This is a genomic window from Gramella sp. MAR_2010_147 (assembly GCF_900105135.1).
In the GTDB taxonomy this organism is placed as follows: domain Bacteria; phylum Bacteroidota; class Bacteroidia; order Flavobacteriales; family Flavobacteriaceae; genus Christiangramia.
The window spans coordinates 1,717,155-1,739,336 of sequence record NZ_LT629741.1 but is presented as its reverse complement, the minus strand read 5'-3'; the positions used below and the strand labels follow the sequence as shown (position 1 = coordinate 1,739,336).

Sequence of the window (22,182 nt, the reverse complement as noted above, 5' to 3'; positions counted from 1 at the left end):
AAAATGTGACAATATGTTGCATAATATCTATTTTGTGCTATTTTTGAAACTAGATTTTTAAGATATGTTAAATAAAATCCTACTCTTATTATGAAAAAATTATTTTTACTTGGCCTGTTTCTTTTGGCTGGCGCTACAACGTATGCCGGTGGTTACAGGGTAAGTCTACAAGGTCAACGAGGACTGGCGATGGGGCATACAGGTGTTGCTGTAGTTAACAATGCAGAATTGGCCTTTTTTAATCCTGCTGGATTGGTGTTTCTTGAAAACAAGATCAATGCTGCTGTGGGTGTGAGTGCTGTATTCTCTGATGTGGTATGGCAAAATGAAGAATTTGGACAAATGGCAAGAACAGATAGTCCTGTGGGAACTCCCTTTTATGCTTACTTCTCTTATAAGTTAAGTGATAAATTTAGTGTGGGTCTGGCTGCGTATACGCCTTATGGAAGTTCAGTTGAATGGGAAAAAGATTGGGCAGGGTCTCATCTTATTAATGATATTTCTTTATCTGCTATTTATGTGCAGGCGTTAGGTTCGTATAAAATTAGCGAAAATCTTTCTGTAGGTGGTGGACCTATCTACGTAAGTGGTTCAGTTAACTTCAATAGAAACCTGACTAGAACACTTACAGATCTTGAGGGAAACCGTTCTAATGTTACTGTAGATGCTTCAGGAGTGAGTGCCTGGGGATGGTCGGCTGGTGCTATGTGGAGTCCTATAGATAGTTTGAATATTGGGGTGAATTATCGTTCAGAAATTATTGTAAAGGCTGAAGATGGGGAAGCAGATTTTGAAAATATTCCTAACTCTCCATTAACTTCTTTTCCTGATACAACTTTTGATGCGGAACTACCTCTTCCTGCTGAGTTAACTGTAGGTGCCTCGTATCAATTAAATGACAAATGGTTATTTGCTTTTGATTACAACCGTACATTCTGGAGTGTTTATGAATCTTTAGATGTAGATTTTGCTGCGGAAGGAACTCCAGATTCTGTGAATCCCAGAAATTATGAGGACTCTTCAATATATAGATTTGGGGCGCAGTATACCGCAAACGATATGTTTACGCTAAGAGCTGGATATTATTTTGATGAATCACCAGTACAATCAGGGTACTTCGCTCCTGAAACTCCAAGGAATGACTCGAATAATTTCACTGGAGGTCTTTCAGTAAATGTAACCGATAATGTGGCGATTGATGCTTCTTTTCTTTATAGTAAGTTCAAGGAGATCGATGAGTCTTATGATTTTTATCAGGAAAACGGACAGAATGTACCTTTTGAAGGAACTTACAAGTCCAGTGCATTTGTACCAGGTTTAGGTGTAACTATTAAAATATAATTTGACGATGAAAAACTATTTTAAATATATAGCTATTCTTGCTTTGGGAGTTGTTTCTTGTGAGCCGGAATTAGAAAATCCAATTGAAGACGGAGGAGTTTATAGTAATGGGGAAGCAGATTTTTCTAACTATGTAGCATTGGGGAATTCCTTAACTGCCGGTTATGCTGATGGAGCTCTTTATATTACAGGGCAACAAAACTCATATCCTAATATTCTTGCAAGTAAATTTGCGCTAACCCAGGAAACAAATGACTTTACACAGCCTTTAGTAGATGATAATACGGGTGGTCTTCTTTTAGGAGGAACCCAGATTGCTGAAAACAGGTTTGTTCTTGCGGTAGGGGCAAATGGAAGTCCTGCTCCGGCAAGGTATACAGGTGCAGCTCCAACGACAGATATTACTAATAAATTGGCAGGTCCTTTTAATAATATGGGAGTTCCGGGTGCTAAATCTTATCATTTACTTGCTCCAGGTTACGGAAATGTTGCTGGTGTACCTTCAGGCGCAGCGAATCCTTATTTTGCGCGATTTGCTTCTTCAGACAATGCAACGGTACTTGCTGATGCGTTAGCTCAAGATCCAACCTTCTTTACTTTATGGATTGGTAATAATGATGTACTAAGCTATGCTACTTCTGGTGGCGTAGGGGTGTATCAGGAAAATAATACAGATTTCACTCAGTACGGGCCGAATGATATAACAGATGCTAATGCTTTTTCTTTTGTCTATAATTCTATCGTAAGCGAGTTGGCTGGAGGTGAGAATGGAGCTGAAGGAGTGTTGATCAATATCCCGGATGTAGCAGATATACCATTTTTCAAGGTAGTTCCGGTAAATCCAATTCCTCTTGATGCCGCAACTGCTGGTGCTTTAAATGCTCAGTTTGGTGCATATAATACTCAAATTTTACCTGGTCTGGCTCAGGCGGGAGTAATAACTCCGGAAGAAGCAAATAGCAGAAAGATCACTTTTGCTGAAGGCCCACAGAACTTTGTAACTCTTGTTGATGAAGATTTAACTAATGTATCTGGGATTTTACAACAGCCTCCGTTTAACCTGGATCCTCAAACCGCCGGTTTGCTGGGACAACTAAGACAGACTACTCCTTCAGATCTTATACCACTTACTTCGTCATCATTCATTGGAACTACAGTTAACGATAATCCTATGCTTATTAATGGTGTTTCTGTTCCGCTAGGTGATCAGCATGTGTTAACTTCTACTGAACAAACTTTGATTTCTGAAGTGACCCAGAGATACAATGCGGCTATAAATTCTATAGCTCAGCAATATTCACTGGCTTATGTGGATGCGAATTCCTTATTAGGTCTAATTGATTCTGATGGGGGTCTTGTTTATGAAGGAGTGCCAATTTCTTCAACTTTTGTTTCGGGAGGTGCTTTCTCATTAGATGGCGTGCACTTAACTCCTCGTGGTTATGCGGTCATTGCTAACGAGATTATTAAAAGAATTAATACCACCTATGGTGCTGATGTTCCTGCGGTGGATGTTGGAAGTTATGGTACGATTACCTTAAATAATGAAGTGCAGTAATATATTAAAATTGCTATAAAATTTAAAAAGGTCGGGAAATTCCCGACCTTTTTTTTGCAACTTTACTCATAACCAATATTAAAAATCATGAATTTTATACTTAGATTGTTGCTAACTGCACTCGCAGTAGTGATCCTGGCCAAGCTTCTTCCAGGGGTAAGCGTAGATGGCTATTTAACCGCCATAATTGTGGCGATCGTTCTGGCTCTTTTAAACTTTATAGTAAAACCGATATTGGTGCTTTTAACGCTCCCTGTTACGGTTCTTACCTTAGGGCTATTCTTGTTGGTAATTAATGCTATCATTATTTTCCTGGCTGATGGTTTTGTAAGCGGGTTTGATGTAGATGGCTGGTTTATTGCCATTATTTTTAGTTTATTACTGTCGCTGATACAATCTATACTTTTCTCTATTTTAAAATCAGATTAGATTTAACTGAATTTCAACATTTTGAAACTTTGTAGACTTTAATAAAAAATGTAATTTTGCACTCCAATTTTTATAATAGATCAAAATGAATATTACCAGAGAGAATATTGATGAATTAAATGCGGTAGTTAAAGTTGATATCGCTAAAGAAGATTATGCCGGTAAAGTAGAGAAGATTTTAAAAGATTACCGTAAGAATGCCAATATTCCCGGGTTTAGAAAAGGTCATGTGCCTATGGGGATGGTTAAGAAACAATATGGTCAGGCTGTATTGGTAGATGAGGTAAATAAATTGCTTCAGGAAAGTCTTAACAAATACCTTACAGAAGAAAAACTGGACGTTCTGGGAAATCCACTTCCTAAAGAACAGGAAAATTTTGATTGGGAAAAAGAAGAATATAGTTTCGAATTTGAATTAGGAATTGCACCTGAATTTGAGGTAAATCTGGATCTTAAGAAGCCAGTGACTAAATATAACATCGTTGCCGATGAGAAAATGGTGAACGATCAAATTGAAAGTATTCAGAAGCAGTATGGTAAGCTAAAGACCAAAGAAGAGGTTGCTGAAGTCGATACTGTTGCGGGAACTTTTAAGAATGAAGAAGAAAGTATTGAAAATGAAACAACCATCGAACTTGAAAATATCAAGGGAAAACGCAACCTTAATAAGTTTGTAGGTGCTAAAGTTGGTGATGTGATCACTTTAAAAACCAAAAGTTTATTTGAAGACGATCACGCGCTAGTGAATCATTTAAACATTGAGCACGATAAATCCCACGATCTTGATATTGAAGTGGAATTCACTATTTCTGAGATCAATGAAAGAGAACTTGCAGATCTTGATCAGGAATTATTTGATAAGCTTTTTGGAGAAGGCAAAGTGAAGTCGGTAACTGAGCTTAAAGAAAAGATCAAAGAAGATGCGGCAAAGCAATTTGAGCAGCAAAGTGATCAGCAGTTAATGAATGATATTACTGAAGCACTTATTGAAGCGACAGATTTTGAATTACCTAAAGAATTCCTTCAAAAATGGATCCAGACAGTAGGTGAAAAACCGTTGACAGAAGAAGAAGCTAAAGAAGAATACGAAAAGAGCGAAAAAGGACTGAGGTATCAGTTAATCGAAGGTAAGGTTGTAAATGAAAATAACCTGAATGTAGATTTTAACGATCTTAAAGCTTTTGCTTCGGAAAAGATCAAGCAGCAAATGGCGCAATTTGGCCAGATGGATCCTTCTCAAAAGGAACTTGATGATATCGCTGCGAGAATCCTATCAAATCAGGACGAGGTAAAAAGACTTTCTGAGCAGTTAATGAATGAAAAACTTCTTGAATTTTATAAGGAGAATATGAAATTTGATGAAAAGGAAGTTACTTACGAAGAATTTGTGAAAGCTATTTATAAGTAAGCCTTTTTACGATATATTAATTATCTTTAGGGCGTTAACTCAACCGGGGTAACGCCTTTTTTGGTTTTTACCGGTTAATTGATTAAGATTAGAAAAACAAAAAAATTGATGGACTACGGAAAGGAATTTCGAAAATATGCTGTCTCAGATCATAATATAAACAGCAACTATTACGATAAAGTAGTGAGTAGTATGCTACCTCAGGGCATGACTCCAAATATTATTGAAGAACGCCAGATGAATGCTGTAGCTATGGACGTTTTTTCAAGATTGATGATGGACAGGATCATCTTCCTGGGCACCGGGATCAATGAGCAGGTTGCGAACATTGTGCAAGCGCAGTTATTGTTCTTAGAAAGTACCGATGCTTCCAAGGATATTCAAATTTATATTAACTCTCCAGGTGGTAGCGTTTATGCAGGTCTTGGTATTTATGATACCATGCAGTTCATAAAGCCTGATGTTGCGACTATCTGTACAGGAATGGCAGCTTCTATGGGAGCAGTTTTACTTTGTGCGGGGGAAGCAGGTAAACGTAGTGGTTTGCCACATAGTCGTGTGATGATTCACCAGCCAATGGGTGGTGCACAAGGGCAGGCAAGTGATATTGAGATCACAGCAAGAGAGATTGTTACTTTAAAAGAAGAATTATATAAAATCATCGCCAAACATTCAGGGCAAACTTATGAGAAAGTTCATGAGGATAGTGATCGTGATTACTGGATGAAAGCTGAAAAGGCTAAAGAATATGGTATGATAGACGAAATTTTAAAAAGAGAAGGATAAATTGTACATTACTTGGAATGAAGTAATTACCCCCGAAAATTTAAATGATGGCGAAAGAAGATCTAGAATGTTCCTTTTGTGGTAGAAAAAAGCCCGAAACAAACCTGCTAATAGCTGGTTTAGATGCTCATATTTGTGATCGCTGTATTGAACAGGCTCATGGAATTGTTGTGGAAGAATCCAAGCAGGGAGAAGCTCGTGAGCTTTCTTCAGACTTAATGCTTAGTAAGCCAAAAAAGATCAAGTCATTTTTGGATGAATACATTATTGGTCAGGAAGAGACCAAGAAAGTGATGTCGGTGGCTGTTTATAATCACTATAAAAGATTGTTGCAACCGGAAAGTGAAGACGATGTAGAGATTCAAAAAAGTAATATCGTAATGGTTGGTGAAACCGGAACCGGTAAAACCTTAATGGCTAGAACGATCGCTAAGATGTTAAACGTTCCGCTGGCAATAGTAGATGCTACAGTATTAACTGAAGCGGGATATGTCGGAGAAGATGTGGAAGGAATCCTGACACGACTTCTTCAGGCAGCCGATTATAACACTGAAAAAGCACAACGAGGAATCGTTTTTATTGACGAGATAGATAAAATCGCTCGTAAAAGTGATAATCCTTCCATAACTCGTGATGTTTCCGGGGAAGGTGTTCAGCAGGCTTTATTGAAATTGCTGGAAGGTACTAGTGTGAATGTGCCGCCAAAAGGAGGTCGTAAGCACCCTGATCAGAAATTTATTGAGGTAAATACTGAAAATATTCTCTTTATCGCTGGTGGAGCTTTTGATGGAATTGAAAGAATTATCAGTAAGCGATTGAATATGCAGGCCGTTGGCTTTAGCGCTTCGAAAAGTGAAGATGCTATTGAGCGTACAAATCTTTTAAAGTATATCATTCCAAAAGATTTGAAAGAATTTGGTTTAATTCCGGAGATCATTGGTCGTTTACCCGCTTTAACTTTTATGAATCCGCTGGATAGAAAAACTCTGAGAGCTATTCTTACAGAACCTAAAAATGCGATTATTAAACAATATAAGAAGCTCTTTGAAATGGATGATATCGAGTTTGATATTACCGATGATGCTTTAGATTATATAGTTAATAAGGCGGTAGAATATAAGCTTGGTGCCCGTGGATTAAGATCGCTATGTGAAGCCATATTAACAGATGCGATGTTTGAACTTCCTGAAAGCGATGAAAACCATTTCACGGTGACCCGTGAATATGCAGATGATAAACTTAATAAGTCAACAATGAGTAAGCTAAAAGCAGTTTCTTAAGCTTTTAGTAGTGTTACAGTAATTGAAAAGCCATCAGATTTTGATGGCTTTTTTTTATTTATAATACCTGAGGGAACTATTCAATCTTGAGCTGGTATTTGTTTAGTAAGCCAACTATTTCAGGGATTGAAAACCAGGCATTCGTAACCTTATTATTTTCCGGATCTATGGAGTAGTTTTTTGCATCTCGAAAATCTGCCTTTTCCAAATTTGTATTCTCAAAGATTGCTTCTGAAAATTCGCAATTTCTGAAATTTGAATTAATAAGTATAGCTTCTGAAAAATCTACATTCTGGAATTTGCTGTATGAAAAATTCGCTTTGGGTAGTTTCACCTGAAAAAAGCTGGAATGATTCATAATACAGCTTTCAGCAGAAATTGAAAATGCAAAACTTTCACACTGCTCAAAACGCAGGCCTATCATTTTACAACTGTAAAAAGTGCAGTCCTGGAATGCGGTTTTTAATAGTTTTGAATTGCTAAGATCGCATTCGGTGAACTCACAATTTATAAATTGAGAACCACTAAGATCGGAATTAGAGAGATTACAATTAAGAAAAGAACAGCCTTCATAATCAGCTTTAATGAATTCTTCTAAGCTGAAATCTTTCTTTTCAAAATGTTCTTCTTCAAAGAATTGATCGTTCATCGGGTTGTATTAGACTAGAATTCAGAATTAGCTAATTTCAGTATTTACCAGCTTCCACCGGCACCACCACCGCCAAATCCGCCACCGCCGAAACCACCTCCAAAGCCTCCGCCGCCGCCAAATCCACCTCCGGAGCTTCCACCTCCAAAGCTGCCGCGACCTAAAGAACTTAAAATAATGGCGTCCCAAAGTACACTTCTACCGGTTCTTCTCCCACCATTTTTACCACCTCCGCGCTTATTGAACATAGAGATCAGGATAACTATAAATATGAAGAAAATAATGATCGTTCTTATAGGGATGCCACCGCTACCAGAACCTTTAGATCCCGGAGCGCCTTTAAAAGTGCCGTTGAGAACCTGAAAAATAGCTGTAGTCCCATTGTTCAGGCCTCCGTATATGTTACCGTTTCTAAATTCCGGGAGAATGATTAATTCTATAATTTCCTTGGTCTTTGCATCAGTAAGATATGCTTCTAGTCCGTAACCTGTAGTAATCCATATTTTGCGTTCGTCTTCAGCTACGAGAATAAGAAGCCCGTTGTCTTTTTTGCTTTGACCAATTCCCCATTCATGGGCCCAGTGTGCAGCATAGGTTCCTTCGTATTCACCCTGAAGTGATTGAATGGTCACTACAACTATTTGAGTTGATGTAGTATCGGCATAATTGATCAGTTTCTGCTCCAGCCTTTTTTCATCTGATGAAGAAAGCATATCTGCTTCATCATAAACACTGGTTTGTTCAGAGGGTTTTGGTGGAATGTCACGCTGGGCCAGCGCGGTGAATCCCGTACAAAGTATAAATAAAAAAAGTAATCGTTTGATAAGCCTATGCTTTTGAAATTTTATCGGATAATTCGTTGGTATCATCTTCATCCCAGGGGAAATGTTTTTGTAACTGCTCACCTGCTTTAAGAATTCCATCTACCAGGCCGTCTTTGAAACGACCATTCTTAAAATGTGATACTATAAGATCTTTGGTGCTCTCCCAGAAATCATCCGGAACCACTTCATTAATTCCTTTGTCTCCAAAAATCACAAAATTCCGATCTTCTACTGCAACATAAATAAGAACACCATTATCTTGCTTGGTATTATCCATTTTAAGGGCATGAAATACTTCCATTGCCCGCTCAAAGATGTCAAGTTTACCGGTACTTGGTTCTAAATGTACCCGAATTTCGCCACTGGTAGTTCTCTCTGCCTGTCTTATGGCATCAACGATCTCCTCTTCTTCCAGTTTGCTAAGGAAGGCTTCGCTTGCTTTACTCATGTTTCTAAAAATCGAATTCTACGTCCGGGGCATTTTCAGCTCCCGCATCTGCCTGGAAGCGTTCCATTCTTTCAAAGCCGAACATACCGGCGAAAAGGTTATTGGGGAACACTCTTATATAGGTGTTGTAATCTGTAACCGCTTCATTAAAACGATCTCTGGCTACATTTATCCTGTTTTCAGTACCTTCCAATTGAGATTGTAATTGAAGAAAATTCTGATTTGCCTTTAGTTCAGGGTATCTTTCTACAGTTACCAGTAATCTGGAGAGGGCAGAGGTTACTCCTTGCTGCGCCTGTTGAAATTGCTGGATCTGTGCCGCACTTAAATTTTCAGCATCCACATTTACAGAAGTTGCTTTTGCACGTGCCTCAATAACTTCGGTTAACGTACCTCTTTCAAAATCTGCAGCGCCTTCCACTGTTTTTACAAGGTTTCCAATAAGGTCATTTCTTCTTTGGTAAGAACTTTCCACATTAGACCATGCAAGTTTTGCATTTTCTTCTTTTGCTACTGCGTTGTTATTAAATCCTGCTGTAAATCTCCAAATTACAACAATACCTATAACGATTATTATTAATGGGATTAGCCACTTTTTCATATTACAATTGATTTTTCAGGTTAACTAGTTCAGCTTTTACACTTTCTAATTTTCTTATGATTTCAAAGTTAGTAAGTGTTTTTTGTTTTTCTTCCTTTAGATGTGTTTTTGCTCCCTCAAGGGTAAATCCCCTTTCCTTTACCAAATGGTAAATGAGTTCGAGGTTCTTAATATCTTCAGGAGTGAATTTTCTATTTCCCTTAGCGTTTTTCTTTGGTTTAATAGCATCAAACTCCTTTTCCCAGAACCTGATAAGGGAAGTGTTTACTTTAAATGCTTCGGCTACCTCGCCAATGCCGTAATAACGCTTTTCAGGAAGGTTTATGTGCATTAATCAAGAGATTGATTTTCACGTTGGGCTCTTTCAAGAACTTCTCCAAATTCTTCCGGAGAAAGATTTCCATAGTAGAAATTGATAGGATTAATCCTGTCTTTATCCTTGAAAATTTCGTAGTGCAGGTGAGGAGCTTCAGAACGTCCTGTGCTTCCCACGAAGCCAATAACATCCCCTCTTTTTACACGTTGGCCTCTACGCACATTGTATTTGTACAAATGTCCATACAGGCTGGTGTAACCGTAGCCATGGTCTATTCTAATGTGATTTCCGTATCCTGTGGACCTGCTGTCTGCTCTTGTCACCCTTCCGTCTCCGGTGGCATAGACAGGCGTTCCTCGTGGCGCGGTGAAATCCATTCCATAATGGAATTTTTTCACTTTGGTAAATGGATCTGTTCTCCAGCCATAACCCGATGCAATCCTGCTTAGATCTTCATTATTCACAGGTTGTATGGCCGGGATAGCCTCCAGCAGTTCACCTTTTTCTTTTGCTAAACTGGCAATCTCATCTAAAGATTTAGATTGTACAACAAGCCTTTTGGTAAGGACATCCATTCTTTTGGTGGTTTCCTTAATAAGCTTACTGTTATCAAAACCTTCCAGATCTTTATATCGGTTGATACCTCCAAATCCAGCTCTTCTTTGTTCTTCAGGAATAGGATTGGCTTCAAAATACAGTCTGTAGATATTATTATCCCGGTCTTCAATATTGGCCATTACATCCTGAATCTGGTCCATTTTCCTGTTTAAGAGACCATACTGAAGTTTCATATTTTGCAATTCACGCTCAAGTGCTTTTTCCTTGGGAGTTTCTATTTGAGGAATATTCAAATAGATAATAAGAAGTATAAAACCAGCCAGGAAAGAACCAGTGATGCTAAGCAGCACAATACCTAATCGCCTACCCTTTTTTTGCTCGATCTTTTTGTAAGAAAGGGTCTCGCTATCGTAAAAATATTTAACCTTCGACATGAGTTAAATTTATACTATTTTTGCGTCCAGAAACGGCTCTAATACCGTGTAATGTAATACGGTTAACGAACAAATATATGAATTGTTTTGCCGTCTTCATAATTTAATGAATTTTGCAAGAAAATAACTGAATGAAGTCACAGGATATCCGAAAAGAGTTTCTCGAATTTTTTAAATCGAAATCACATAGCATTGTCCCATCAGCGCCCATGGTCTTAAAAGAAGACCCAACCCTGATGTTTACCAATGCAGGGATGGTTCAGTTTAAAGAGTATTTTCTCGGGAATTCTGTTCCGAAGAGTAACAGGATGACCGATACTCAAAAATGTCTTCGTGTAAGCGGAAAACATAATGATCTGGAAGAGGTAGGGCATGATACTTACCATCACACCATGTTCGAAATGCTTGGTAACTGGAGTTTCGGAGATTATTTTAAGAAAGAGGCCATAAGCTGGGCCTGGGAACTGTTGACAGAGGTGTATAAGATTAAGTCTGAAAACTTATATGTTTCTGTTTTTGAGGGAAGTGACGATAGAGATGATCTTGGCCTGGATACAGAGGCTTTAGAACTTTGGAAAAAGATTGTTCCTGAAGACAGGATCATTTACGGAAATAAAAAAGATAATTTCTGGGAAATGGGTGATCAGGGACCATGCGGGCCTTGTTCCGAAATTCATATAGACATACGTTCAGAGGAAGAGAAAGCTAAAACACCGGGTAGGGATCTTGTTAATATGGATCACCCGCAGGTCGTGGAGATCTGGAATCTGGTATTTATGCAGTATAATCGTAAGGCAAATGGTGATCTTGAAGAATTGCCAGCAAAGCATATAGATACAGGGATGGGTTTTGAACGCCTTTGTATGGTTCTGCAAAATAAACAGTCTAATTATGATACCGATGTTTTCGCTCCATTACTTCGTGAGATCGAAACTATTACTGGTGTGAAATATGGTAGATCCGAAGAAAATAATATTGCGATGAGAGTGATCGCAGATCACGTGAGAGCAGTGGCCTTTTCTATCGCAGACGGGCAATTGCCAAGTAATACCGGTGCAGGTTATGTAATTAGAAGGATTTTAAGGAGAGCAATTAGATATGGATTTACCTTTTTAAATACTAAAGAACCATTTATATATAAGCTTACTCCAATATTGAGCGATCAAATGGGGGCTACTTTTTCTGAACTCAAATCCCAGCAAGGTTTAATTGAGAATGTTATTCGTGAAGAAGAAGCTTCTTTCCTGAGAACGCTGGATCAGGGACTGGTTTTGCTAGACAATCTTATGAAAGATTCAAAGAACAAAGTGATTTCAGGAGAAAAAGCATTTGAGCTCTATGATACTTTTGGTTTCCCTATAGATCTTACAACGCTAATTTTAAGTGAAAAAGGATTCGATCTTGATCAAAAAGGATTTGAAGCTGAATTGAAGAAACAAAAAGATCGTTCTCGTGAGGCAACTCAAGTAAATGCTGGAGACTGGGTGGAGTTAAATTCGGTTGAAGAAGATCCTTTTATAGGTTATGACGAGCTTGAAGCTGAAGTGAAAATCGCTAAGTACCGAAAAGTTGAATCCAGGAAAAAAGGAGAAATGTATCAGGTTGTTCTTGATAGAACACCTTTCTATCCTGAAGGAGGTGGCCAGGTTGGAGATAAAGGAATCATTCTGTCATCAGATGGAGAGGCGATTGAAGTAGCAGATACCAAAAAGGAGAATAATCAGATTATTCACTTTACGAAAAAGCTTCCAAAAAATACCGAAGTTGCATTCAAGGCAATAGTCAATAAAACTGAAAGATCTAATACGGCTGCGAATCATTCGGCCACTCATTTATTGCATCAGGCGCTAAGGAGTATTCTTGGTGCTCATGTAGAACAAAAAGGATCTATGGTGCAAAGTGGTTATTTAAGATTTGATTTCTCTCACTTTAGCAAAGTAACTTCAGAAGAATTAGAGAAAGTTGAGAATTTCGTGAATTCACGAATTCGTGAAAATTTAAAACTAGACGAGCAAAGAAATATTTCTTATCAGGAGGCAATAGATCAGGGAGCGATCGCATTATTTGGCGAGAAATATGGAGATTCTGTTAGAGCTATCCGTTTTGGAGATTCTATGGAATTATGCGGGGGAATTCATGTTCAAAATACCTCAGATATCTGGTATTTTAAGATAACAGGGGAGTCTGCTGTTGCATCTGGAATTAGAAGAATTGAAGCCATAACCGGGGAGGCTGCCGTGAAATATTTTGAAGAGCAGACAAATATTCTTGAAGAGATTAAAAGCAGATTAAAGAATGCCAATGATCCCGTGAAAGCTATTAGCAACCTTCAGGAGGAAAATATAAGCCTTAAAAGACAGGTTGAGAGCTTATTGAAAGATAAAGCTAAGAATCTAAAGTCTGATCTGAAGCAGGAAGTTAAATCTGTTAACGGAGTTAATTTTCTTTCTAAAAAGATAGATCTGGATGCTGCAGGAATTAAAGACCTGGCTTTTCAATTAGGGGAAGATATTGATGATCTTTTTATCTTGTTTGGGACAGAGCAAAACGGGAAGGCACTTCTTTCCTGTTATATCTCTAAAGATCTTGTAAAAGATAAAGGTCTGAATGCAGGACAAATTGTTCGTGAACTGGGAAAATATATTCAGGGTGGCGGTGGAGGCCAGCCGTTTTTTGCTACTGCAGGGGGTAAAAATCCAGACGGATTAAATGAAGCACTACAAAAAGCAGAAAGCTTTATAAAATAACATTAAAAGATCCTGGTAAGTCACCGGGATTTTTTAATTTAAGGATATGGATTTTAGAACTAAGGTTCCCGTTCAGGAAGGTATTTCAAAGATCGAACATTCTTCAGGAGTTTTCCTGATAGGATCTTGCTTTGTTGAAAATATTGGGGGCAAACTGGATTGGTTTAAATTCAAAAACCTTCAAAATCCTACCGGAATTATCTTTCATCCTTCACCTATTCGTAGATTCTTTCAAAGATTATCCAATCACGAAGAATTCAGGCAAAAGAATGTTTTTGAATTTAACGGTGGGTGGCAGTCTTTAGAAGCACATTCTGATATGCGCAGAGATACCGAAACAGAATGCCTTAATGATCTAAATTTCGCACTAAAAAATACCAGGGAATTTATTGAAAATGCTGCGCACATTATAATAAGTCTGGGTACGGCATGGGGATATGTATATGAGGGATCTGAAGAGATTACAGCGAACTGCCATAAGATCCCTCAGAAAAAATTTAAAAAGGAGCTTTCTTCTATCAGGGAGATTGTAAATGACCTTGAGGTGATTAGTCATTCGGTTTTGCAAATAAACAGGAATGCTAAAATTATATTTAGTATTTCTCCCGTTCGGCATCTAAAAGATGGTTTTCAAGAGAATCAACAGAGCAAAGCTCACTTGATAGCGGCAGTTCATCAATTTATTCAAACCAATGATCAATCAGTTTATTTTCCTTCTTATGAGATCTTAATAGATGAGCTTAGAGATTACAGGTTTTATACCACAGATATGATTCATCCAAATGCGGTTGCTGTAGATTATATATGGGAGCTATTTTCTAATCACTGGATGTCTGAAAAATCCCTGGAACTTAACCGTGAAATTAGTAAAATTCAAACAGCTCTTTCCCATCGACCACGAGAAGAAAATTCATTGTCTCATAAGAATTTTCTTACGAAATTACAAGCAAAAATCGAGGAAATTCAAAAAAACCACCCTGAAATTACCTTCTCTTAGGCCTTATAGGCACTAGGATTGTTAAATTTTTAATATTCCTACAACATATTTTTTATACTATATATTAAAATATTCGTATTTTTACCAGGCAGATCTGGAATAATTTACGTCAATTATTATTCTTGTAGTACACGAATAATCAGATAATTATAAAGATTTGTTTTCTAAAATTTGTTGGGGTAGATTTTAGAATATACTAAAGGACGGGTGGGGCCGTCCTTTAGTTTTTATTTAAGTTATTTTAACTTTCTTTTGGATATCAAAATCTTCCGCGCTCCTTCTTTTTTTCTAATTTCCCTTTTATAAACGGTATTTTATGAAAAATATTTTATTGGCCATTTTAATGGTTGCTGTTGTCATTTTAGGATTTATGTACTGGCAGCAAAAAAATAATGAAAAAGAAAGTTTAGAAGAAAATACAGCGCTCATTCAGGAGCAAATTAGAAATGTAGGAAAGCTGGTAGTGACTGAAGGAACTTTTTCCCAGGTGTTCACTTATAAAAATTCTAAGAGCTTCTATTTTGATGTGCTTTCAGCTCGAAAAAAAGCCCTTATCGTTGTAAATGCAGATGTTAGTGTAGCATATGACCTGAGTAAGCTGGATGTAGAGGTAGATGAGGAAGGAAAAAGAGTGATCATTAAAAATATTCCCAAGGAGGAAATAAAGATAAACCCGAACATCAAATATTATGATGTAACCCAGGATTACCTTAATCAATTTGAAGCTGAAGATTATAATAAGATAAAATCACGAATTGAAAAAGGCTTACAGGAAAAGATCGAAAAATCTACTCTGAAATCAAATGCTAAGAACAGACTGGTAAGTGAGCTTCAGAAGATTTACATATTAACCAGTAGTATGGGCTGGACACTGGAATACGAGAGCCAACCCATTGAAAACTCCCAAAGTCTTGAGAATATCAAGCTTTAAGGAGTTACCATCTTGCTTTCGGTCATTTCGATTCCGTCATCAATGAGATGGGCTACTTCGGGTCTTTCTTTTTTAATTTCTTCCAGCCTGCTTTTTATTTCGTTAGCAAGTTTTAGATCATTCTCTGAGGCCAGTTCGTAAATTTCTACAGAAAGTAACCAGTCTTTTTGGTGGTGTTTTCTCACAATATCAAAAGCTGCATTTAGTGAGAACCTGGTGTTTTCACCGTTTCTTATATTTCTAACCGATTGGTAAAGGGATTCCAGTTCTTCTCTCTCCGGCGTCTTTTTGCTTTTTATCGTCGTTGTAGACGGTGTATGGGTGATTAGATCGAATGAACCATGATCTGCCGGGCCAGCGAATGCGGAGATAATATCTTTACCCACGGCCATATCGTACTTTCCCCATTCAGGTTTGAACAAAGTTTCATCATTATAGGTAACAGTGCAATTTTTGAAACTGATCAGGATAATTTTCCCCTGGAGATTACGGGTGCCGGTAATGATCTCTCCTTCAACCTTAATTCCGCCCTCAAACTCCAGGCTAATCTTTTCACCTTCATAGATATCGTAGGCTCTCAGGTCTCTGGGACTCATATCTTCGATGGCCAGGTTAATCCCCTTTAGACTTCCAGCCGGGGAACCAAAGCCTTCAGGGTGTGTTGAGACCCCATGGCCTACCAGTTCTTTTTCTCTGTAAGAAAGTGCCGTTTCTCCGGTAGTCTGGATGTATATTGGTTTGCCTTCGTGTTCAATGACTCTGGAAAAATTACCTGAAACCTGAATTCCGGTACTAAACTCAATAGTTCCAAGATTTTTAGAATCTATCAATTTCTGAATTCCTCCAAGTCCACCTTTTCGTAAGGCCATTTTACTAGCAAACTCTTCCAGCACCAGGCTTAAATGTGCAAAGTCTGGAGTTACAAAAAGCTGAGGTTGAGGTTTGGTAATATCAAATTCTTTTTTTGCTGCTTCGATGGTATAAGGAAATTTTTCAACAGCATCGGTCATACAGGATTTGCTTTCTCCTATTGAAGAAAGAAGTCCCGCGCCATAAATTTTTGGGTTTTCCGGAGTTCCTATTAATCCGTACTCAACGGTCCACCAGTGTAAATTCCTTATCTGAGCCATTTCACTTGGCTTTACATCAGCGTTTTGAAGATCATCTACTCTTTTTTCAACTTTGTCTATCTTTTCTTTCGGAGTATCTTCAGCTTCCTTTAAAATTGAAAGCTCGCGTATGGCTTCATAAACCTCATAATCATGAGAACTGGAAATCGCTTTACAGCCAATTTCACCAAATCGTCTAAGGTATTCTGCGTACTCGGGATTTGCAATGATTGGCGCGTGACCTGCTCCTTCATGAATAATATCAGGCGCTGGCGTATATTCCAGATGCTCTAATTGCCTAATATCACTGGCGATCACCAATACATTATATGCCTGAAACTCCATAAAAGCTGCTGGTGGAATAAATCCGTCTACCGCAACTGCAGCCCATCCAATCTCTTCAAGGATACGGTTCATCCCATACATATTTGGAATACTGTCTATAGAAATTCCGGTTTTCTTCAAACCATCCAGATAGGAATCATGAGCTACTTTACTAAGATAATCTACATTTTTCCTCATTACATAGCGCCATACTGCCTGATTGATAGGGCTGTAGTCATCATAATTCTGAGGTTTTATATATTGCTGAAGGTGGGCCGGTAGCCTGTCCAGTATTTCGTTGGATTGTATATTATCTAACATGATTCAGTTTTACTAAAACGTTTGCGTTAAAAGTACAAAATTTGCCAGAGAAAGGGAAAGATATTGGTTCACGACTGTCTATAAAAATGCCCCTCTTTAAAGGGGCATTTTCTATAAATTATCCAATCTATTCCTTTCGGAATTTATAAGGTTACCTCTCCATTCCAGGAGGATATTTTTCCATGATCTTAGCAACGATCTCATTGATACGTTCCTGTTTTTTATTTACCTGGCTTGCAAGTGCTGCAGTTCCCATTCCCTGCCAAACCAGTTCTTTTCCTTCGGAATCTATAAGATCTATATAAAGTGTTCCCTCGCTGGTCCTATTTACGGTATTAAAACCACTTCCCCAATACCACGGGTTCCATCCCCAGCCATAACCCCAGTAAGGATAGTTGTTTTGATAGATATTTATATTTTCATTGGTTTTTGTAAATATGCTCACAAGAAGGTCTGGATCTTCAGATTTTGTAAACCCATTTTTCTCCATTTCAGTTTCAATAGCTCTTAAAATTCTTTTCTTATCCAGATCAGAGATTTCGGCTTTGTCTATGCCGGGTTTGAAGAAAGCGTAAGTACCATATTTATTAAAGTCGGCTTCACGATCGTAATCTGAAGCAACCCTAACACTGCTGCAGGAAGTTAAAACTACTGCGAAAATAAGCAGCACAGGAGTAAATTTTAGAAATTTCATAGGTTAGATTTTAAAATTATATAAGTTTTTAATCTAAAAGAGCCGGATCTACAAGATTAGGAATCGTAACTTTTAACTGAGGATTCATATCCATTGCACGCTTTGCTGCAAATACGGCTTCCTTATTCCTAGCCCAGGATCTACGGGAAATACCGTTATTTACATCCCAGAACAACATAGATTTCAACCGGTCTTCTGATGCTTTATCACCTTCAAGAATCATGCCGAATCCACCATTTACAACCTCGCCCCAACCTACTCCGCCGCCATTATGGATACTTACCCAGGTAGCTCCTCGAAAACTATCACCTATAACGTTTTGTATGGCCATATCTGCGGTGTAGCGTGATCCATCATAGATATTAGAGGTTTCACGATACGGGGAATCGGTTCCCGAAACATCGTGATGATCTCGTCCAAGAACTACCGGTCCAATCTCGCCGCGACCAATCGCATCGTTAAATGCTTTGGCAATCGCAATTCTTCCTTCAGCATCTGCATACAGAATTCTTGCTTTTGAACCCACTACAAGTTTATTCTCCCGTGCACCTCTGATCCATTGAATATTATCCTGCATTTGTTGCTGAATTTCAGCAGGTGATTTTTCTTTTAGTTTGCTTAATACTTCGGTAGCGATCTCATCAGTTTTCTGAAGATCTTCATCTTTCCTTGAAGCACAAACCCATCTAAAGGGTCCAAAGCCATAATCAAAACACATAGGTCCCATGATATCCTGAACATAACTAGGATATCTAAAATCTTTTCCGTCTTTGCTCATAATATCGGCTCCAGCTCTGGAAGCTTCCAGTAAAAAAGCATTTCCGTAGTCAAAGAAATAGGTGCCTTTCTTGGTGTGTCTATTTATTGCAGCTGCCTGTCTTCTTAAGCTTTCCTGAACTTTTTCTTTAAATAATTCGGGATCTGAAGCCATCATTTCATTAGCCTCTTCAAAACCTAGATCTACCGGGTAATAACCTCCGGCCCATGGATTGTGTAAAGAAGTTTGATCGCTCCCCAGGTCTATATAAATATCATGCTCAGCGAAATACTCCCAGATCTCCACCACATTGCCCTGGTAAGCAATGGAAACCACTTCTTTATCTGCTTTTGCTTTTCTAACCCTTTCTGCTAGGTTTTCTACATCATCAATCACTTCATCTACCCAACCCTGCTTATGCCTGGTTTGAGTTGCTTTAGGATTCACTTCTGCACAAATAGTAATGCAACCGGCAATATTTCCGGCTTTTGGCTGAGCACCACTCATTCCTCCTAGTCCGGAAGTCACAAATAATTTTCCTTTAAGATCTTCACCATGTTTTGAGATCTTTCTGCCAGCATTTAAAACGGTAATAGTGGTACCGTGAACAATTCCCTGCGGACCAATATACATATAACTTCCCGCGGTCATCTGCCCATACTGGGTAACTCCCAAAGCATTAAATTTCTCCCAGTCATCAGGTTGTGAATAATTTGGAATCATCATTCCGTTTGTAACCACAACTCTGGGGGCGTTTTTATTTGACGGGAATAAGCCCATGGGATGACCAGAATACATTGCTAAAGTCTGCTTATTGTCCATAATCGCAAGGTACTGCATGGTCAAGCGATACTGGGCCCAATTCTGAAATACAGCTCCATTCCCTCCATAAGTGATTAATTCTTCAGGATGTTGCGCAACTTCCGGATCCAGGTTATTCTGGATCATCAGCATAATTCCTTTAGCCTGTATGCTTTTTCCCGGATATTCATCTATTGGCCTGGCATAAAAATCATAGTCTGGTTTAAAACGGTACATATAGATCCTGCCGTATTTTTCGAGTTCCTCTCTAAATTCAGGAAGTAGCGTTTTATGATGTTTTTTGTCAAAATACCTTAGCGCATTTTCAAGAGCCAGTTTCTCTTCTTCTTTATCCAGAATTTTCTTCCGCTTTGGTGCATGATTCAGAGCTGGGTCATATGCTTTCGCTTCAGGTAATTCATCAGGAATCCCTTCAAGTATCTGATCTTTAAAATTCATTTTGTATTATTCTTGAGAGTTGGTCTTTTTGTTATATCCGTAGGGGCAATGCCTGCAGCCGCTTTCACAGCAATAACCTCTTTTTAGGTGATATTGTTCAGTAAAACAGCGGTAGCCTTCCGGGGTAAGGTAATAATCCCCATCTTCTAACGGAATTCTTTTTTTCTGAAAATTCATAGGGCTAAAATACAATTTCTTATCTTGAAAGCATGATTTTGATCGTCAACAAAAGGTTGCTTTCCGGCAGGTTTAAAGGTATAAGTTTATGGCCTTTTGTGATTTTACAGGATAAGCGATTAAAGAAAGACGAATTCTTTCTAAATCATGAAAAGATTCATCTCAGGCAGCAACTCGAGCTGCTGGTGTTATTCTTTTACGTTTGGTATGCTATCGAATTTTTTGTGCGATATATAGATTGTCGTGACGGCATGCTGGCTTACCGAAATATTAGTTTTGAACGGGAAGCTTACAGGCGGGAACACGATCTTAGTTATTTGAAAAATAGACCTCTTTGGGCTTTTCGGAAATTTCTTTGATCCTTACTTTAGTTAATTCATCAAGCTGAATTTATTTCAGCTTCTAATAGATCCTGAAATAAATTCAGGATGATGATTTTTCGTAATATTTATTTATTCTGAGTCAACTGAACTAGTTTTGTACTTATGCAGGACTTTTTTGACAAGCGACATTCTAACGATATTCCAAATGAATTTATCACTGAATTTCCAGGTGGGATTCAGCTTTGGATCAAAAGAGAAGATCTGCTGCATTCTAAAGTCTCCGGTAATAAATTTCGAAAATTAAAATATAACCTGCTGCAGGCTAAAAATGAAGGGAAAAATACCATTTTGACTTTTGGCGGGGCGTATTCCAATCATATTTCAGCAACCGCTGCGGCAGGACAACTATTGGGATTTGAAACTATAGGTATCATTCGGGGAGAAGAGCTGGAAAACTCCGATGAAAAGTGGAGCCCGACTTTAAAATATGCAGCTTCCTGCGGAATGAAATTTGGATTCATCAGTAGGGAAGCGTATAGAGAGAAAGATGCTGAAGAATTTTTGGGAAATTTAAATACCAAATATTTCGAAACCTTCATAATTCCTGAAGGCGGAACCAACAACTTAGCTATTAAAGGTTGTGAGGAAATACTTTCAGAAAAGGATAGAGATTTTAATTTTATCTGCTCTTCTGTAGGTACCGGGGGGACTTTGGCTGGTTTGATCAATGCCGCTTCGAGCTTTCAACATATTTTAGGGTTTTCCGCATTAAAATCAGATCATCTCAAAGATGAAATTTCGAAACTTGTTGCCAAAACGAATTGGAGCCTTATAAAAGATTATCATTTTAGTGGTTATGCTAAGGTTAATGAAGAGTTGATCAACTTCATTAATGATTTCAGTAAAAAATATAAAATCAATCTAGATCCAGTCTATACAGGAAAATTACTTTTTGGTATTTTTGACCTCATAAAGCGGGGTTATTTCCCTGCGAATTCTAAAATACTTGCAATTCATACCGGTGGCTTGCAGGGAATTGAAGGGATGAACCGGTTTTTGAAGAAAAAAAAGCTGCCTCAAATTGAATAATATTATGAAGATTACCCGCATTTTATCGCTTTTATTGATCATTATCTTTGCAGCTTCCTGTGGAAGTAAAAAGAAAGTAGTGACTAGAAAGGATAATGTTGAAATTGATAATAAAGGAGAAAAGAATCGTGAAACTCCTGCGGAGGTGGTAGATGATGTAAAAGAAGAAATGCCTCGTAATTCATACCATTATAGAGTGGAGGATTACATCAGGGATTATGCCCCCATAGCACAGGAAGAAATGAAATTATATAAAATTCCTGCAAGTATTACACTGGCTCAGGGAATTTTAGAGTCTGGAGCGGGAAATGGAGATCTTACCAGAAGAGCTAATAATCACTTCGGAATAAAATGCCATGACTGGAACGGCGAAAAAGTCTATCATGATGACGATAGAAAGGGAGAATGCTTTAGAAAGTATAAGCATGCAAAATATTCTTATCGGGACCATTCTTTGTTCCTTTCAGGAAGAGGCAGGTATTCGGAATTATTTGATCTGGATATAGATGATTATAAAGGCTGGGCAAAAGGATTGAGAAAAGCCGGTTATGCTACAGATCGCAGGTATCCCGATAAATTGATAGACCTTATTGAAAGATATGAGCTGTATAAGTTTGATGATGATGTAACAAACCGGCCAGCTCCCAGATATACGGCTCAACCAAAAAAAGGGTCTGAAACGCATCAGGTTCAGAAGGGGGATACCCTTTATTCCATTTCAAAGAAATATAATACCTCGGTGGAAGAAATAAAGGAAATGAATGGCTTAAGAAGTAATAACATTTCAATAGGTCAAATATTAAGTATAAAATAAACGAGAC

General features: G+C 38.1%; 22 protein-coding genes. 12 read left to right on the top strand and 10 right to left on the bottom strand.

The features are described from left to right. Positions 1 to 90: 90 nt before the first annotated feature. The 6 genes from BLT95_RS07865 (at position 91) to clpX (ending at position 6,802) form a co-directional block, all read left to right on the top strand. Positions 91 to 1,341, top strand: a complete 1,251-nt coding sequence (locus tag BLT95_RS07865) for an outer membrane protein transport protein (protein ID WP_089665555.1) — start codon at positions 91 to 93, stop codon at positions 1,339 to 1,341. Positions 1,342 to 1,348: 7 nt separating this feature from the next. Continuing rightward, entirely contained in the window at positions 1,349 to 2,899 is a 1,551-nt protein-coding gene (locus BLT95_RS07860; protein ID WP_089665554.1) for a G-D-S-L family lipolytic protein, read from the top strand. An 87-nt stretch (positions 2,900 to 2,986) separates the two neighbouring features. Beyond that, positions 2,987 to 3,328 carry a phage holin family protein gene (locus BLT95_RS07855; RefSeq protein WP_089665553.1) on the top strand — a complete coding sequence of 114 codons (342 nt, stop codon included), beginning with the start codon at positions 2,987 to 2,989 and terminating at the stop codon, positions 3,326 to 3,328. Between the two features lie 85 nt (positions 3,329 to 3,413). Then, positions 3,414 to 4,736 (top strand): trigger factor, encoded by a 1,323-nt coding sequence (tig, locus tag BLT95_RS07850; RefSeq protein ID WP_089665552.1) that lies wholly within the window; start codon positions 3,414 to 3,416, stop codon positions 4,734 to 4,736. A 108-nt stretch (positions 4,737 to 4,844) separates the two neighbouring features. After that, a complete protein-coding gene (gene clpP / locus BLT95_RS07845) occupies positions 4,845 to 5,522 on the top strand; it encodes an ATP-dependent Clp endopeptidase proteolytic subunit ClpP (protein ID WP_089666877.1) in 678 nt (225 codons plus the stop codon). Positions 5,523 to 5,569: 47 nt separating this feature from the next. Then, positions 5,570 to 6,802, top strand: a complete 1,233-nt coding sequence (gene clpX / locus BLT95_RS07840) for an ATP-dependent Clp protease ATP-binding subunit ClpX (RefSeq protein ID WP_089665551.1) — start codon at positions 5,570 to 5,572, stop codon at positions 6,800 to 6,802. A 76-nt stretch (positions 6,803 to 6,878) separates the two neighbouring features. On the opposite strand, the gene BLT95_RS07835 is transcribed toward clpX, so the two are convergent. From BLT95_RS07835 to BLT95_RS07810, 6 genes are read right to left on the bottom strand one after another with little or no spacing between them, the layout of a single operon-like run. After that, positions 6,879 to 7,451, bottom strand: coding sequence for a pentapeptide repeat-containing protein (locus BLT95_RS07835; RefSeq protein ID WP_089665550.1), 573 nt, complete (start codon positions 7,449 to 7,451; stop codon positions 6,879 to 6,881). Positions 7,452 to 7,495: 44 nt separating this feature from the next. Continuing rightward, entirely contained in the window at positions 7,496 to 8,320 is an 825-nt protein-coding gene (locus tag BLT95_RS07830) for a TPM domain-containing protein (protein ID WP_089665549.1), read from the bottom strand. Then, on the bottom strand, positions 8,280 to 8,723 hold the full coding sequence (locus BLT95_RS07825) for a TPM domain-containing protein (RefSeq protein ID WP_089665548.1): 444 nt from the start codon (positions 8,721 to 8,723) through the stop codon (positions 8,280 to 8,282). The genes BLT95_RS07830 and BLT95_RS07825 overlap by 41 nt, the downstream gene beginning before the upstream one ends. A gap of 4 nt (positions 8,724 to 8,727) precedes the next feature. Beyond that, complete coding sequence (locus tag BLT95_RS07820; protein ID WP_089665547.1) at positions 8,728 to 9,324, bottom strand: LemA family protein; 597 nt, start codon at positions 9,322 to 9,324, stop codon at positions 8,728 to 8,730. Position 9,325: 1 nt separating this feature from the next. Then, on the bottom strand, positions 9,326 to 9,655 hold the full coding sequence (locus tag BLT95_RS07815; RefSeq protein WP_089665546.1) for a MerR family transcriptional regulator: 330 nt from the start codon (positions 9,653 to 9,655) through the stop codon (positions 9,326 to 9,328). Then, the gene (locus tag BLT95_RS07810; RefSeq protein WP_089665545.1) at positions 9,655 to 10,632 is read right to left on the bottom strand and encodes a M23 family metallopeptidase; all 978 of its coding nucleotides are present in this window, start codon (positions 10,630 to 10,632) and stop codon (positions 9,655 to 9,657) included. Before BLT95_RS07810 ends, BLT95_RS07815 begins: the two co-directional genes overlap by 1 nt. A 131-nt stretch (positions 10,633 to 10,763) precedes the next feature. Here BLT95_RS07810 and alaS point away from each other — a divergent pair, with 131 nt between their 5' ends. The 3 genes from alaS to BLT95_RS07795 all read left to right on the top strand — a co-directional run bounded on the left by alaS (position 10,764) and on the right by BLT95_RS07795 (position 15,307). Continuing rightward, positions 10,764 to 13,379 carry an alanine--tRNA ligase gene (gene alaS, locus BLT95_RS07805; protein WP_089665544.1) on the top strand — a complete coding sequence of 872 codons (2,616 nt, stop codon included), beginning with the start codon at positions 10,764 to 10,766 and terminating at the stop codon, positions 13,377 to 13,379. A 46-nt stretch (positions 13,380 to 13,425) separates the two neighbouring features. Further along, positions 13,426 to 14,376, top strand: coding sequence for a GSCFA domain-containing protein (locus BLT95_RS07800; RefSeq protein WP_089665543.1), 951 nt, complete (start codon positions 13,426 to 13,428; stop codon positions 14,374 to 14,376). Positions 14,377 to 14,692: 316 nt separating this feature from the next. Then, entirely contained in the window at positions 14,693 to 15,307 is a 615-nt protein-coding gene (locus BLT95_RS07795) for a DUF4230 domain-containing protein (RefSeq protein WP_089665542.1), read from the top strand. On the opposite strand, the gene BLT95_RS07790 is transcribed toward BLT95_RS07795, so the two are convergent. The 4 genes from BLT95_RS07790 to BLT95_RS14400 form a co-directional block, all read right to left on the bottom strand. Further along, positions 15,304 to 17,061 (bottom strand): aromatic amino acid hydroxylase, encoded by a 1,758-nt coding sequence (locus BLT95_RS07790; protein WP_089665541.1) that lies wholly within the window; start codon positions 17,059 to 17,061, stop codon positions 15,304 to 15,306. The two genes, BLT95_RS07795 and BLT95_RS07790, sit on opposite strands and share 4 nt — an antisense overlap. A 151-nt stretch (positions 17,062 to 17,212) precedes the next feature. Continuing rightward, positions 17,213 to 17,755: a DUF4136 domain-containing protein gene (locus BLT95_RS07785; protein ID WP_089665540.1), complete on the bottom strand. Its 543-nt coding sequence runs from the start codon at positions 17,753 to 17,755 to the stop codon at positions 17,213 to 17,215. A 28-nt stretch (positions 17,756 to 17,783) separates the two neighbouring features. Then, positions 17,784 to 19,772, bottom strand: a complete 1,989-nt coding sequence (locus BLT95_RS07780) for a urocanate hydratase (protein WP_089665539.1) — start codon at positions 19,770 to 19,772, stop codon at positions 17,784 to 17,786. 6 nt (positions 19,773 to 19,778) lie between these two features. Continuing rightward, complete coding sequence (locus BLT95_RS14400) at positions 19,779 to 19,949, bottom strand: DUF5522 domain-containing protein (RefSeq protein ID WP_011708162.1); 171 nt, start codon at positions 19,947 to 19,949, stop codon at positions 19,779 to 19,781. A 32-nt stretch (positions 19,950 to 19,981) separates the two neighbouring features. On the opposite strand from BLT95_RS14400, the gene BLT95_RS07775 reads away from it, so the two are divergent. The 3 genes from BLT95_RS07775 (at position 19,982) to BLT95_RS07765 (ending at position 22,175) form a co-directional block, all read left to right on the top strand. After that, positions 19,982 to 20,308, top strand: a complete 327-nt coding sequence (locus tag BLT95_RS07775; protein WP_089665538.1) for a hypothetical protein — start codon at positions 19,982 to 19,984, stop codon at positions 20,306 to 20,308. A gap of 126 nt (positions 20,309 to 20,434) precedes the next feature. Continuing rightward, complete coding sequence (locus BLT95_RS07770; protein ID WP_089665537.1) at positions 20,435 to 21,361, top strand: pyridoxal-phosphate dependent enzyme; 927 nt, start codon at positions 20,435 to 20,437, stop codon at positions 21,359 to 21,361. Between the two features lie 4 nt (positions 21,362 to 21,365). Then, the gene (locus tag BLT95_RS07765) at positions 21,366 to 22,175 is read left to right on the top strand and encodes a glucosaminidase domain-containing protein (protein WP_089666876.1); all 810 of its coding nucleotides are present in this window, start codon (positions 21,366 to 21,368) and stop codon (positions 22,173 to 22,175) included. The last annotated feature ends 7 nt before the right edge of the window (positions 22,176 to 22,182 follow it).

What these genes read in the sequence shown, in the direction of transcription:
- BLT95_RS07865 (WP_089665555.1), top strand. Translation starts at nt 91, where the DNA reads ATGAAAAAATTATTTTTACTTGGCCTGTTTCTTTTGGCTGGCGCTACA.
- BLT95_RS07860 (WP_089665554.1), top strand. Translation starts at nt 1,349, where the DNA reads ATGAAAAACTATTTTAAATATATAGCTATTCTTGCTTTGGGAGTTGTT.
- BLT95_RS07855 (WP_089665553.1), top strand. Translation starts at nt 2,987, where the DNA reads ATGAATTTTATACTTAGATTGTTGCTAACTGCACTCGCAGTAGTGATC.
- tig (WP_089665552.1), top strand. Translation starts at nt 3,414, where the DNA reads ATGAATATTACCAGAGAGAATATTGATGAATTAAATGCGGTAGTTAAA.
- clpP (WP_089666877.1), top strand. Translation starts at nt 4,845, where the DNA reads ATGGACTACGGAAAGGAATTTCGAAAATATGCTGTCTCAGATCATAAT.
- clpX (WP_089665551.1), top strand. Translation starts at nt 5,570, where the DNA reads ATGGCGAAAGAAGATCTAGAATGTTCCTTTTGTGGTAGAAAAAAGCCC.
- BLT95_RS07835 (WP_089665550.1), bottom strand. Translation starts at nt 7,451, where the DNA reads ATGAACGATCAATTCTTTGAAGAAGAACATTTTGAAAAGAAAGATTTC.
- BLT95_RS07830 (WP_089665549.1), bottom strand. Translation starts at nt 8,320, where the DNA reads ATGATACCAACGAATTATCCGATAAAATTTCAAAAGCATAGGCTTATC.
- BLT95_RS07825 (WP_089665548.1), bottom strand. Translation starts at nt 8,723, where the DNA reads ATGAGTAAAGCAAGCGAAGCCTTCCTTAGCAAACTGGAAGAAGAGGAG.
- BLT95_RS07820 (WP_089665547.1), bottom strand. Translation starts at nt 9,324, where the DNA reads ATGAAAAAGTGGCTAATCCCATTAATAATAATCGTTATAGGTATTGTT.
- BLT95_RS07815 (WP_089665546.1), bottom strand. Translation starts at nt 9,655, where the DNA reads ATGCACATAAACCTTCCTGAAAAGCGTTATTACGGCATTGGCGAGGTA.
- BLT95_RS07810 (WP_089665545.1), bottom strand. Translation starts at nt 10,632, where the DNA reads ATGTCGAAGGTTAAATATTTTTACGATAGCGAGACCCTTTCTTACAAA.
- alaS (WP_089665544.1), top strand. Translation starts at nt 10,764, where the DNA reads ATGAAGTCACAGGATATCCGAAAAGAGTTTCTCGAATTTTTTAAATCG.
- BLT95_RS07800 (WP_089665543.1), top strand. Translation starts at nt 13,426, where the DNA reads ATGGATTTTAGAACTAAGGTTCCCGTTCAGGAAGGTATTTCAAAGATC.
- BLT95_RS07795 (WP_089665542.1), top strand. Translation starts at nt 14,693, where the DNA reads ATGAAAAATATTTTATTGGCCATTTTAATGGTTGCTGTTGTCATTTTA.
- BLT95_RS07790 (WP_089665541.1), bottom strand. Translation starts at nt 17,061, where the DNA reads ATGTTAGATAATATACAATCCAACGAAATACTGGACAGGCTACCGGCC.
- BLT95_RS07785 (WP_089665540.1), bottom strand. Translation starts at nt 17,755, where the DNA reads ATGAAATTTCTAAAATTTACTCCTGTGCTGCTTATTTTCGCAGTAGTT.
- BLT95_RS07780 (WP_089665539.1), bottom strand. Translation starts at nt 19,772, where the DNA reads ATGAATTTTAAAGATCAGATACTTGAAGGGATTCCTGATGAATTACCT.
- BLT95_RS14400 (WP_011708162.1), bottom strand. Translation starts at nt 19,949, where the DNA reads ATGAATTTTCAGAAAAAAAGAATTCCGTTAGAAGATGGGGATTATTAC.
- BLT95_RS07775 (WP_089665538.1), top strand. Translation starts at nt 19,982, where the DNA reads ATGATTTTGATCGTCAACAAAAGGTTGCTTTCCGGCAGGTTTAAAGGT.
- BLT95_RS07770 (WP_089665537.1), top strand. Translation starts at nt 20,435, where the DNA reads ATGCAGGACTTTTTTGACAAGCGACATTCTAACGATATTCCAAATGAA.
- BLT95_RS07765 (WP_089666876.1), top strand. Translation starts at nt 21,366, where the DNA reads ATGAAGATTACCCGCATTTTATCGCTTTTATTGATCATTATCTTTGCA.